The organism is Thalassospira tepidiphila MCCC 1A03514 (genome assembly GCF_001662875.1).
In the GTDB taxonomy this organism is placed as follows: Bacteria; Pseudomonadota; Alphaproteobacteria; order Rhodospirillales; family Thalassospiraceae; genus Thalassospira; species Thalassospira tepidiphila.
The window spans coordinates 59,078-71,427 of the sequence record NZ_JPVZ01000001.1 but is presented as its reverse complement, the minus strand read 5'-3'; the positions used below and the strand labels follow the sequence as shown (position 1 = coordinate 71,427).

Annotated in this window: 12 protein-coding genes; 5 read left to right on the top strand and 7 right to left on the bottom strand. The window is 55.6% G+C overall.

Features of this window, described 5'->3' with window-relative positions; all coding sequences use genetic code 11:
• Positions 1 to 84 precede the first annotated feature (84 nt).
• Together TH4_RS00320 and TH4_RS00315 are read right to left on the bottom strand one after the other, a co-directional pair.
• The gene (locus TH4_RS00320) at positions 85 to 2,190 is read right to left on the bottom strand and encodes a pyridoxamine 5'-phosphate oxidase family protein (RefSeq protein ID WP_064779499.1); all 2,106 of its coding nucleotides are present in this window, start codon (positions 2,188 to 2,190) and stop codon (positions 85 to 87) included.
• A gap of 122 nt (positions 2,191 to 2,312) precedes the next feature.
• Positions 2,313 to 2,930: a glutathione S-transferase family protein gene (locus tag TH4_RS00315; RefSeq protein ID WP_064779498.1), complete on the bottom strand. Its 618-nt coding sequence runs from the start codon at positions 2,928 to 2,930 to the stop codon at positions 2,313 to 2,315.
• A 131-nt stretch (positions 2,931 to 3,061) separates the two neighbouring features.
• Here TH4_RS00315 and TH4_RS00310 point away from each other — a divergent pair, with 131 nt between their 5' ends.
• The 3 genes from TH4_RS00310 to grxC all read left to right on the top strand — a co-directional run bounded on the left by TH4_RS00310 (position 3,062) and on the right by grxC (position 5,185).
• On the top strand, positions 3,062 to 3,973 hold the full coding sequence (locus TH4_RS00310) for a LysR substrate-binding domain-containing protein (RefSeq protein WP_064779497.1): 912 nt from the start codon (positions 3,062 to 3,064) through the stop codon (positions 3,971 to 3,973).
• A gap of 60 nt (positions 3,974 to 4,033) precedes the next feature.
• Entirely contained in the window at positions 4,034 to 4,801 is a 768-nt protein-coding gene (locus tag TH4_RS00305) for a ComF family protein (protein ID WP_064779496.1), read from the top strand.
• Between the two features lie 126 nt (positions 4,802 to 4,927).
• Positions 4,928 to 5,185, top strand: a complete 258-nt coding sequence (gene grxC, locus TH4_RS00300) for a glutaredoxin 3 (RefSeq protein WP_008891709.1) — start codon at positions 4,928 to 4,930, stop codon at positions 5,183 to 5,185.
• A gap of 85 nt (positions 5,186 to 5,270) precedes the next feature.
• Here the strand turns inward: grxC and TH4_RS00295 are convergent, their stop codons facing one another.
• Together TH4_RS00295 and TH4_RS00290 are read right to left on the bottom strand one after the other, a co-directional pair.
• Positions 5,271 to 6,608 (bottom strand): NAD(P)H-dependent oxidoreductase, encoded by a 1,338-nt coding sequence (locus TH4_RS00295; protein ID WP_064779495.1) that lies wholly within the window; start codon positions 6,606 to 6,608, stop codon positions 5,271 to 5,273.
• Between the two features lie 152 nt (positions 6,609 to 6,760).
• Complete coding sequence (locus tag TH4_RS00290) at positions 6,761 to 7,420, bottom strand: GntR family transcriptional regulator (RefSeq protein ID WP_008891707.1); 660 nt, start codon at positions 7,418 to 7,420, stop codon at positions 6,761 to 6,763.
• 234 nt (positions 7,421 to 7,654) lie between these two features.
• Here TH4_RS00290 and TH4_RS00285 point away from each other — a divergent pair, with 234 nt between their 5' ends.
• The gene (locus TH4_RS00285; protein ID WP_064779494.1) at positions 7,655 to 8,479 is read left to right on the top strand and encodes a carbon-nitrogen hydrolase family protein; all 825 of its coding nucleotides are present in this window, start codon (positions 7,655 to 7,657) and stop codon (positions 8,477 to 8,479) included.
• A 20-nt stretch (positions 8,480 to 8,499) separates the two neighbouring features.
• Here the strand turns inward: TH4_RS00285 and TH4_RS00280 are convergent, their stop codons facing one another.
• Positions 8,500 to 8,883 (bottom strand): VOC family protein, encoded by a 384-nt coding sequence (locus TH4_RS00280; RefSeq protein WP_064779493.1) that lies wholly within the window; start codon positions 8,881 to 8,883, stop codon positions 8,500 to 8,502.
• Between the two features lie 225 nt (positions 8,884 to 9,108).
• Here TH4_RS00280 and TH4_RS00275 point away from each other — a divergent pair, with 225 nt between their 5' ends.
• Positions 9,109 to 9,651 carry a YHS domain-containing (seleno)protein gene (locus tag TH4_RS00275; RefSeq protein ID WP_064779492.1) on the top strand — a complete coding sequence of 181 codons (543 nt, stop codon included), beginning with the start codon at positions 9,109 to 9,111 and terminating at the stop codon, positions 9,649 to 9,651.
• An 81-nt stretch (positions 9,652 to 9,732) separates the two neighbouring features.
• On the opposite strand, the gene TH4_RS00270 is transcribed toward TH4_RS00275, so the two are convergent.
• Positions 9,733 to 11,646, bottom strand: a complete 1,914-nt coding sequence (locus TH4_RS00270; protein WP_064779491.1) for a PhoX family protein — start codon at positions 11,644 to 11,646, stop codon at positions 9,733 to 9,735.
• A 149-nt stretch (positions 11,647 to 11,795) separates the two neighbouring features.
• Complete coding sequence (locus TH4_RS00265) at positions 11,796 to 12,320, bottom strand: class I SAM-dependent methyltransferase (RefSeq protein ID WP_064779490.1); 525 nt, start codon at positions 12,318 to 12,320, stop codon at positions 11,796 to 11,798.
• Positions 12,321 to 12,350: the final 30 nt, after the last annotated feature.

Genomic DNA, 12,350 nt, shown 5'->3' with positions numbered 1-12,350 from the left:
CCGGCTAAAATCGTTGTAAAAGTTACGATCTAGATAGAGCTTTGATCCCGCCCTTGCAATCGAAGAACCTGAAATCCATTCAGCCTATATCGACAGAACCAGTGGTGTTGGTTCGCCATCTTCCGGTTCGGCAGGGACAGCGCAACAGATCAACGCTTCGTCTGCGCCGACTTTTGCGCTGGGCCGGTTTGTATAGGTCACGCTGCCCTGGGTGATTTTGGTGCGGCATGTGCCGCAATTCCCGCCCCGGCAACTTGCCTCAGGCGTGAGACCGGCATCCTCGGCCAGTTCGAGTAACGTCTTGTTTGCATCCGGTTGCCATACTGCCGACTGGTTTGATTGGGCAAACTCGACCTTGGTGGCCTTGCTGCTTGCGCCGGGCAATTCGGGAACGTCGTCATCGCTATCCCGGCTGCGGGTTAATGACGCGGGGCCAAATGCCTCTGCGTGAATGCGTTTGTCGGCGATGTTCAGCCCGCGCAGCCCGTCATAAAGGCCTTGCATGAAGGGGGGCGGGCCGCACAGGTAGAAGTCAAAATCATCAAATGGCAAAACGGCCCGCAACAAGTTCATGTCGATATAACCCGAGGCTTCGTAATCCTTGCGCGGTGTTGCGCCATCGGGATCACCAAGAACCCGGATGATCCGGATGTTGCCCTGGGCGGCTTTGACCAGTTCGACAATTTCTCCATCAAAGGCACGGTCAGCAATGCTCCGTGCTGCATAAAACAGCCAGATCTGGCGGAAATTGCGTGTGCGCAATCCCTCGTAAACCGCATGGCGCATCATCGACATCATGGGCGTAATGCCAATCCCGCCTGCGATCAAAACCATCGGTCGTTTGATATCCGGGAGCAGGGAAAAATCACCAGCAGGGGCGCGTGCCTCAAGCGTGTCGCCAACATTCAGGTTGTCATGAAGATGGTCGGATACGATGCCTTCGCGTTTGACACTGATCCGATAGTGCGCATCTGACGGTGCGCTGGAAAGTGTATAGGTTCGGATTAACGGTTTGTCATGGCCCGCCACGTTCACCCGGATTGGCAAATGTTGGCCGGGGTTGAATGACAGTATGCCGCCCTGATCAACCGGTTCGAGGTGGAAGGATTTGATCAGATGGTTTTCTTCCGTCATCCGTACAACTTTGAACGAGCGCCATTGTTGCGCGGCGCTCATCGCGGCGAGCTTCTTCTCGGCACTTTCCCAATCCCCGGTCAGAAGGCTGTTGGGGGACATGCCTTCTTCCTGCGGGCGCCAGCGGATTGGCAATGCCGATGCCCGCCAGACTGATTTGCGCGGGAAAACACGCCACAGCCGTTCGGCACCCTTGAAAGCACTAATTTCCGGGCCTTCGGTGATGACTTCTGCGTCACCGGTAATTTGCAGGACATCACCGGTCGCAAAATCGGTAAAGACAAGTCCCGCCTTGGGGTTGCAAAGGATATTGCCCAGCGTATTGAAAAACTGGTTTCCGGCGAAGTCAGGAATTGTCAGCGTGCCATCGGCATCAACATGAACAAAGCCCGATTTGCCACCACGATGGGATGCATCAACTTCGCGGTGCCCGCCGTTACGATCAACATAGGTCGCAACGAAAAAGGTATCGGCCTTAGCAATCAGTGCTCGCGCCCGGTCATCAAGTTCGCGGGATATTTCGGGTTTGGATGTCGGTGCCGACATCGGGTCGCGGACGAATTCGAAATCGCGCAGACGAATATATTGCGGGCAGTTGCCAAAGCTGTGCCCGACCCGAATGTCAAATTTCGTATCAGTCTGTGCGGTAATGCGTCCATTCAACCGGTTGCGGCGACGCGTATGCAATTCGATGCCGATCATGCCAATCGGTTTGCCGTCGCCCATCCCGGCATCGGCAGGGTCATCAGCGTCGCGTGGCAAGTTGACGGACAGGTGATAGGGATCAGATGCCGACAGGAAACCGGGATGATTGGCGCGCAATGTTGCCCAGACATCATCGTTCTCGTCGACAGTTCCGAACACGGCAAAGGGCAGTTGCGGATAAAACTGGCGATGTTGATCGATCAGGTGATCACGCAGAACCCGTTTGCCGACATCCGCCATTTGTTGGCGAACAGCGACGCGTTCCTGCATCTCGATTTCACCTTGGTGCCAGGCCTCACTGTCTTTTGGCGGCATTACTGGCGTGGATGTCGTAGTGTTGGCCGTGTTCATCTCGTGCTCCTGTCCATTGGAAAGACGGTATCGAGGAGAAGCGGGGCAGGCAGGTCAGACGGGGCCGGCGCGCTTAAAGTTCTTGCGCGTTACGCGCAGGGATCAATGACCGGCCCACATCATCACGAAGCCGCCCGAAGACCGACCGAAGACATTTCAAACGGGACAAACCCCGGCAGTGCTTCAATACGGTTCAGCCATGCAAGGACATGCGTGTAGGTATCAAGCGCGACATTGCCTTCGGGGGCGTTGGCGATATAGCTGTAAAGCGCGATATCGGCGGCGGTCGGATGATCAAGCGCAATCCAGTCGCGGTTTGACAGGCGATCATCGATCAGTTTCAGCACGCCATGCGCACGGGCAATGACATCGTTTGCATCAAACTTTGCGCCAAACAACGTCAACAGACGTGCTGCACACGGGCCGTAGGCAATTTCACCCGCAGCAACCGAAAGCCAGCGCTGAACCAGTGCCAGATCTGCCGCATCTTCGGGGAGCCATTTGGTCGCGCCGACCTTTTTGGCGGCATAGACCATTATTGCGATGGAATCCGCGATGACAAGGTCGCCATCTTCAAGCACAGGAACCTGCCCGAACGGGTTCAGTTCAAGGAATTCCGGGGACTTGTGTTCGCCATTGACCATGTCGACATGAACCAGTTCGTGATCAATGCCAAGCAGGCTAAGGAAAAGGTGGGCGCGATGGGCGTGTCCCGACAGCGCGAAATAATGCAATTTCATGAAACATCCTCCGAGTTACTGGTTCGCATGGGGCGAAAACGGAGGATATTGTGATTATTTCTATTTAATGATGGAATTCCGTTATTTGGAAATTTAGTATTCCGTTAAGTGGAATAATCACGGGGCGTAAGATGGACCGTTTCGAAGCAATGAATGTGTTTGTGCATGTGGTCGAGGCGCGCAGCTTCGCCGCTGCTGCGCGCGCATTGCGTCAAAGTCCGCCTGCGGTCACCCGCGCGGTCGCGTATCTGGAGGATGTGACAGGCGCACGCCTTCTGACGCGCACAACCCGGTCGGTCACGGTGACAGAGGCCGGTGCACGGTATTATGCAGACTGCAAAAGGTTGCTGGCCGACCTTAAAGAAGTCGAAGCCGCCGCTGGTGGGGCCTATGCCAAACCAAGCGGTATGTTGACCATCACCGCCCCGGTTCAGTTCGGCCAGATGCATGTCGCCCCGATTGTTGGCGCATATCTGGATGAATATCCCGACATGCGCGCGCGCCTTTTGCTGTTTGATCGCATCGTCAATATTGTCGAGGAAGGCATCGACCTTGCGGTGCGTATCGGTGATCTTGCCGACTCATCGCTTAGTGCCGTGCGGGTTGGAGAGGTCAGCCAGATACTTTGCGCTTCACCAGTGTATTTTCAGAAATACGGAACGCCGCAACAGCCGTCTGAGCTTGCCGCGCATCGCATCATTGCCACGACCGGATCGTCCGCGCGGCTTGATTGGCAATTCAGATCCCCGGATGGCGGGCGCAAGATCGGCTTCTCCCCGGATGCCAGATGGCAAACCAATTCGATTGAGGCGGCCCGAAATGCCGCCCTTGAAGGTTGGGGAATTGTGCGCATGCTGTCCTATCAGGCGGCCCCGTATCTTGCGGACGGGCGGTTGGTGGCCGTGCTTGGCGATTATGATCCCGATCCGGTCCCAATTCATCTGGTCCATCCCGAGGGCCGCCATGCCCCGGCAAAGGTTCGGGCCTTTATTGATCTGGCGGCGGACACCTTGCGGAAAAATCCGTTATTTGATTTTGGCTAATTCAATCCTTGCGTGTGCTATGCTGCCCGTTCCTTAAGGTGATCGTGGATAGCATTGCAGATGATCGAATGGGTCCGCACCGTCGCAACCATGGGCGTTAACGCCATCTTACCACCGCGGTGCGGGGGCTGTGGCGATGTGACCGATACCACCCATGCTGTCTGTGCCGAGTGTTGGGCAGGTTTAAGGTTTATCACGGCCCCGCAATGTGCTTGTTGCGGCTATCCGTTTGAACTTGATGATAGCGCTAACATCGGGGGTGATCCTGATGAAAGCGGACAGATTTTGTGTGGCAATTGTCTGCAAAAGAAACCGGCCTTTGATCAGGCACGGGCGGCGCTGGTGTATGATGATAACAGCCGCGAATACCTGTTGCGGTTCAAGCATGCGGATCGCGGTGACCTGACGCCGCTTCTTGCGCGCTGGACCTATCAGGCGGGCAGGGGGATCTGGGATCAGGCCGATCTGATCGTGCCGGTGCCGTTGCATCGACGACGGCTTTTGAAACGGCGCTATAACCAGTCGGGCCTTTTGGCAGCAAAGCTTTCGCGCGTGACAGGTGTGCCTTGGGACGGACTGGTTTTGGCCCGTCAGCGCAATACAAGAAGCCTTGGCGGACTTGGGCCGTCTTCACGTAAACGCGAAGTTGGCGGGGCATTTGTTGTCGATGAAGCGCGCGCTGAGAAACGCAATCTTGCCGGCGCGCGGGTTGTGTTGGTTGACGATGTTCTGACAACCGGGGCGACGGCCAATGCCTGTGTCCGGGCGTTAAAGCAATCAGGCGTTATGCACGTATCTGTGATCACGGTTGCACGTGTCGTGCGATGACGCATTACATTAATTCTGATATACAGCGCTCATCTGAATGTAATTCCGCACCGTATCATATGCTGTAATCCCCTGTTCAGCGGGGCTTTGGGCATGATCGGCTGCAAGAAGAAGGATGATTGCAACATGGCAAAAGTTGAAGTCTATGCCACCGAATGGTGCCCGTATTGCAAGCGTGCGCGAAAGCTGCTTGAGGAAAAGGGTGCGAAATACCAGCTGATCGATGTGATGATGGAACCGCGTCGCAAAAAGGAAATGATGGACCGTGCCAATGGCCGTCATACCGTGCCGCAGATCTTCATCAATGACGAACATATTGGCGGCTGTGACGAACTGATGGCGCTGGAAGCTGCTGATAAGCTCGAAGCCAAGCTGTCTGCCTGATCGCCAATTGGCTGATTAACGGCAATTGTCATACAAAACCCCGGCCAGTTTGGCCGGGGTTTTTATTTGTCTGATGATTGTGATGTTAGCCGAAGGTGGTTTCCATTTCCTTGCGGAAGGCAATTGCCGGGTCCTTGGCATCAAATTCGACATCATCCCAGGTCAGGGTTTGATCCATGGCGACCGGCCGTTTGATTTTCAAATGATGCGCCAGCCCGATCGGAAGGGCATTACGCGACTTTGACGTCAGGGCAGGCATCAGTTTGCCGTAAACCGTATAGCCGCCCTCGCCATCAAGCATTTCACCGGGTTTAAGATCACGCTTGGCGGTGGCAACCGCATCGCCCGACCAGGCGCGTGAGGTGCCGGTGGCTTCGCCGCGCAGGGCGGCAGACGACACCGAAATGCCAAGTTCCAACCCGATCAGGTGATAGGGCTTATACATGGTCGAATATTGTCCGCTTGGATCGGTCAGAAGGCCATATTCGTTAAAGCAGCGCGCGACATAATCGCTGGGGGCCTCAAAGGTCACATAAACGCCCCAGCGCAGATCGCGAAACACCGGGCGGGTGTCGCGTTCAAGGCTTGAAACCACCTCGACCGTGCCTTTGCGATCGAGGATGCCACCACTTTCACGCGGGCAGAGAAGGCGGGGCAAATCATCCACCCCACAGGCCGGGAACTGCAATCCGCAATCCTGTGGCACAAGATCACAGGCATTGGACACGGCCGCCATTTCGATGGCCGATTTGGTACCATCCAGGAAGCTGTTGAAAATTTGCGGGTTCATGCCGCCCGCCTGTGCCTGTTCGGGTGTCAGGCCATAGTGATGCCAGACATCATCAGGCGTGACATGGTGATAGATTGGAAGATATTTGGTGCCCTTGCCAGCACACGTTACCGGCAGGCCAATCGCACGTGCCCAATCGACCATTTCCGAAATCAACGCCGGTTGATCGCCATAGGCCATGGAATAGACAAGGCCTGCGGCCTCAGCCCGTTTGGCAAGCAGGGGACCGGCAAGCACATCGGCCTCGACATTGACCATGACGATATGACGGCCGTGTTCGATGGCCTTAAGCGCAAAGCGTATACCGGCGGCGGGGCTTCCGGTGGCATCAATGATGACTTCAAGACCGTCGGCGGCAACCAGGGCATCTGCATCCTCGGTCAGCCATGTGGTGCCGTCGCGATAGGCCGATGCAGCATCCTTTGCGGTGAACTGGTCATCAGACCATCCGACACGGCGCAGGGCGGCCTTGGTGCGATCAATGCTAAGATCGGCAATACCCAGAACGTGATAGCCCGGATGATGGCCGGCCTGACTTAAAAACATCGATCCGAACTTGCCAGCACCGATAATGCCAACCCGGACAGGGTTGCCTTCATCGGCCCGTTTGCGGAGCTTTGTATCAAGGTTCATGGATGTTCCTCCCAGACAGGAAACTTGTCGTTCTTATATGGTTCTGCCTTTGGCGACGCGGACGGGTCATTGGCAGATTTTTTGAAGTCGATGAGGATTGGTGGTGCGAGGGTCGAGGAAAAGGCGGGCTGTTGGTGGCAGCGAGGGGAAGGTCAGCTTGGCTTTTCCATTCGGGAAATCAGGCGATCACGTGCATTGCGGCCATGATCGCGCGCCAGTTTTTCGGCAAGAGGACCATCGCCGACACAGATTGCATCGGCGATGGCCTGATGTTCCGTCCAGATCGGATCACGGGGGTACCCGATCTGCAGGTAGGCATGCATCACGCGTCTGATCTGAAGCCAGACTGCGGCTGATGCTTCGGGCAACAGGGGGTTACCCGACAAACGGTAGATCGTTTGATGGAATGCGACGTCGGCTGCAACAAGGTTTGCGGTGTCGCCGCTGCCCAGAGCGTGGTGTCCCTGTATAATGGCAGCCCGCAAAGCCGATTCCCGATCCGGTGCCTTGGTTTCAGCAGCAAGACGGGCTGCAAGCCCGTCAAATGCTTCTCTCAGGTCATAAACGTGACGGACAAGGTCGCTGTCGACAGGCGCAACGCGATATCCGCGCCGTCCCATCGGTTCGACCAGTCCGTCACGACGCAGCAACCCCAGAGCTTGCAACACTGGTTGCCGCGAGACATTGAGTTCCTCGGCAATAGCTTCCTGACGCAAAGGTGTCCCGGGAGGGAGAGCACCGGAACACAAGGCATCAACCAAACGGTCATGCACTTCGTCAGTCAGACTTTTTCGGCCGGAAAGAGGTTCCATCTTCGATCCTCGTTAGGTGTACGGAATACTGTATACACTAATTTTGAGGATGAAAAGACTGAATTTGGGATGTGCGTGATGTCGGTTGTTGATGGGGAAATGCGCAATGTGTGCGCTAAGGCGGAGGTCTTTTTGCGGGCCTTGTTCGCCGCTGCGCTATCCCAATTGTCTATTGCGGCAGGCTGGGATGAGCCGCATCATGAAGACGGATAATGATAAAAAGGAGACTGCGTCATGACCCGTTTCATTGCGGCCTGCGTGCAGGTCAATTCACGCGATGTGATGTCTGATAACCTTGCACGGGCGGCAACCTATGCCCGCGATGCCCATGCTGCCGGGGCCAGATTGATCGCCTTTCCTGAAAACGTGTCGATGATGTCGTTTGGCGGCGAAAATGTCCGCGCCGCTGCCTTTCCCGAAGATGAGCATCCCGGTCTGGTTTTCTTTTGCGACCTGGCCGAAGAACTGAGATCGACCCTGATTGTCGGATCGCTGCATGTCAAAGTGCCGGATGAAGATCGCGTTGCGAACCGGTGTTTCGTGATTGGTCCGGATGGCAAGGTCATCACGTCCTATGACAAGATCCACATGTTTGACGTCGATCTGGCGAATGGCGAAAGTTACCGCGAAAGCAAAACATTCCGTCCCGGCAATGCGGCCCGACTGGCCGAAACCGAATTTGGCAAGGTCGGGATAACGATCTGTTATGACGTGCGGTTCCCGCATCTGTTTCGCGATTACGCCAAGGCGGGTGCAAATATCCTGAGCATTCCGGCGGCCTTCACCCGCACAACTGGGCAGGCGCACTGGCATACCCTTTTGAAGGCGCGTGCGATTGAAAACGGATGCTTTGTGATTGCGGCGGCCCAGTGCGGTGATCATCCGGGGGGGCGCCAGACATTTGGTCATTCCCTTATCATTGATCCGTGGGGGCAGGTTCTGGCCGATGGTGGCACCGATCCGGGTTTCATCACCGCCGAGATTGATCTGACGCGCGTTGATGAAATCCGCCGGATGGTGCCATCACTTGGCAATGATCGGGAATATAAGCCCTGTTAGCCAGGTCTTGATCGAAGTGGTCAGGCGTAACTGACCACTTCGAATTCGATGTCGTTTTCATCACGGAAATAGAACCGGCGACCGGGTTCGTAATCGGCGTGGTTGAAGGTCTCGATACCGTCGGCCTTGATCTTTGCCTCGGTCGCATCAAGGTCATCGACGACAATCCCGATATGGTTCAGACCGCCAATGGTGGCATAGGAGTTTTCCTGGCCGTCCTTTGGTGTGCCAAGGGCATAGATCGCGACATAACTTGTGTCATTGCCAACATGGTAGGACAGCCCGCCATGGATGGCCTCCCCGTGCCAGCGGGTGTGCCAGCCAAACCAGTTGTGAAGGTTTTCTGCGGTTTTCGCCGGATCGGCGACCGTAAAATTCACGTGTTCGAGAAATGAAGCAGTCATGGCTTATCCTTGTTTTGGGATGTCTGTTTTCCGATTTCCCATCTTGGTAATTCCTCAACTATAGTTGAGGTCAAGGGGTAATTCTCTTTGATTGATATAGGAAGCGTTGAGCGGTTTTTCACAGGCTCACGCAATCTCACGAAACAGTGTCGCAACGTCATTTCGCTTTGAAGCCCTTCCCGGGCAAACTCGGTTCATCAGGGATTTTCAAACGGAGGAACAGGGATGATGTTCAAAAAGTTTTTGATCGGTACCGCATTTGTTTTTGGCCTGTCGGGTGCCGCTTTTGCGGGCGAGCAATACGTCGATGAAACCGGCTTTGCGATCAGCGGCTATGACGCGGTGGCCTATTTCAACTTGCCGCAAAAGGATGTCGGCATGATGCAGCCCCATGCCGTTCCGGGCCGGGCCGACATTACGGCTGAATATAATGGTGCGACCTGGGCATTTGCGTCTGAGGAAAACCGCGACATGTTTCTGGCCGATCCGGCGAAATACGCGCCGGCCTTTGACGGTCATTGCGCATATGGGGTTGTAAAGGGCGGCAAAGTGCCGGCCAATCCGAACCTGTGGCGGATTGTCGACGGGAAACTTTATCTGAATATCACCCCCGCCGTCGTTGGTTTCTGGAACGAGGATATTTCAGGCAATATCAGTGCCGCCAAAGGCAACTGGACCGATCTTGAAAGCAAGTCCGCGTCGGACAAAAGCTGGATGGCGATTTCAGATAATGACGGCACCTATGATATGGCAGCCCCGATCAAGTAATATTGGGGGCGCGCAGACAAGCAAAAACGCACCGGCAAACTGGCCGGTGCGTTTTGCATTTCAGGACAGTGACGCAGGGGATTAGCCCGCGATTTCACCGCCGTCATTTTTGGTCACAGCCACAACCGACGGACGCGGCGGCATTGCTGCCTGGAAGTCCGGCCAGCGGGTGCTTGGCGCGTCATAGGACGAACCGTCTGCCGGGTGCTGAACGGCGAGGAACAGCGTCTTTCCATCCGGGGTGAATTCCGGACCACACATTTCCGCACCAACCGGGCACGCAAAGAAGAATTTGGTCAGCGCACGGCCTGGACCATCAACGTCGGTGGCATGCATGCCATCAGGAATGTCGGACTTCGGTGCGCCGTCGCTGGAAATCCACAACCGACCACGATGGTCGATTGCCATGTTGTCCGGGCAGGAAACCCAGGATTCTGCCGCCGGATGGTAAACCGCCTTGTCATCGGCAACCGCCGGGTTGCCAGCAGCAATCATGATGTCCCAGGTAAAGCGCGAAGCGGTGTGATCGGCATCCTTGCCGCGACCACCCGGAGGGGTGAGTTCCAGCACGTGACCATGCGGGTTGGCCGCACGCGGGTTTGCTGCGTTGCCTTCCTTGCGCTTGGAGTTGTTGGTCAGCATGACATAGACCTTGCCGTTGACCGGGTTCGGTTCGACGTCTTCGGGGCGGTCCATCTGGGTTGCGCCCAGAAGGTCGGCCGCACGGCGTGCTTCAATCAGAACATCCGCCTGGCTGTGGAAGTCGTTTTCAGCGGTCAGCGGGCCTTCGCCAAAGATCAGCGGCATCCAGTCAAGGCTGCCATCTTCGTGGAACTGGGCGACAAACAGGGTGCCGTTTTCCAGAAGGTCCATGTTCGCGGCGCGATCATTCGGATTGTATTTGTTTGCCGCAATGAATTTGTAGAGATAGTCAAAGCGCTGATCATCACCGGAATAGGCAACAACGGAGTTGTCCTTGTTGATGATGACGGTGGCACCTTCGTGCTTGAAGCGGCCAAGGGCGGTGCGCTTTTTCGGCATCGAGGTCGGATCGTACGGGTCGATTTCAACCATCCAGCCAAATTTGTTCGGCTCGTTCGGGTCTTTTTCAACATTGAAGCGGTCGAAATATTTAACCCACGAGTACCAGCTGTCCTGGCTGATGCCCAGACGCTTGTAGTTGCGTTCTTCGCTGGTTTTGGCGATATCGCCGCCAAAGTAACCGTTGAAGTTTTCTTCGGCGATCAGAACCGTACCCCACGGGGTTTTACCGCCCGCACAGTTGTTCAGCGTCCCGATAACACGGGTGCCGGTCGGGTCGGTGTTGGTTTTAAGGCGGTCATGACCAGCAGCCGGGCCGGTAATCTGCATTTCGGTGTCAATCGGGGAGATGCGGCGGGCATAATCGGACCCGTCAACAACCTGCCATTTGCCACCGGTTTTCTTGACTTCGATGACCGAATGACCGTGGGCAGCAATTTCATGCAGTGCCTGTTCTTCGGATGCGTCCATCGCGTCCTTGAGGCCCGACCACATCAATTCGGCATTGGTGTATTCGTGGCTGACGCACAGCAGGCCATGGTCGGAATTCTGGGAACCAACCGGAAGCGGCATGTAGCCGACATAGTCGCAGTTATAACCGAACTGCTTGTTCTGCGCGTTGGCATCGACCTGACCCGGAACGAATGCCGGTGCATCGGCGACAACCTTGTCGCCCCAACGGATCAGCACACTGGCGTCATAACCGTCAGCAACAGCATGGGTTTCGGTGATTTTCTGCGGGATGGATTTGAAGGTTAGGGTGGATGGCGACTGCGCCTTGGCAACGCCTCTAGTCGCAATGCCTGCGCCCACAACAGCCGACGTCGCCATCAGGCCTTTGAAAAAGCCGCGGCGGGAAAAGCGTGCATTGATCAGATCGTCGATGCACGGATTGTTGGTCGGGTTGGACGGGATATCGTCGCTATCTTCGATGATTTCGTATTTATCGTTCATGGCTTTTCTCTCTTAACGCCTATGCCTGAAACAGCAGCAGGGAAGATGCCAGAAACGACACATTTTAATTGTGAAAGTTGTGTTTCTTTTTGCAAAAACAGTATGTTACGGATTTGTTTCAGTCATCTGTGTTGTTCAACTGATCGGCCTTATCCAGGCTTCTGCGCTACAATAGATTGTTTTATCGCCGTAATTTCATTGTCGCTTATGGCGCGCACCGGTCCTTGCTGATGGGCTGTGATCGTCCAGTCGGAAAATGTGTCTGCCAGTTCATCGGCGCGCAGCAGGAAATCCGGTGATCGCGGACGGCCATATGCCTCGTTCCCGACCATAAAGGTTTCATAGATCAGGGTGCCGCCCGGTCGGACGGCGTCGCGAAGATATTCAAACAGCGGCCGATGCAGGTAATTGGTAACAACGATCAGATCGAACTGTTTATCGCCCAATGGCCAGCTGCCGGTTTCAAGATCGGCTTCGATCCAGTTGATCGCAGGGTTCGTATCGGTATCGGTTTGCGAGAGGTCGCGGTCGATTGCCGTCACCTGCCAGCCCTGATCCGCCAGCCAGAAGCTGTGCCGTCCCTTGCCGCAGGCAAGGTCAAGCGCGCGATTGCGGGCAGGGTGTGGCGTGGGGCAGTGCTGTGTGACCCAGCTTGATGGCAATTGGGATGACATTTTTGTAAATCTTGGTTATTGAGTGTGGCG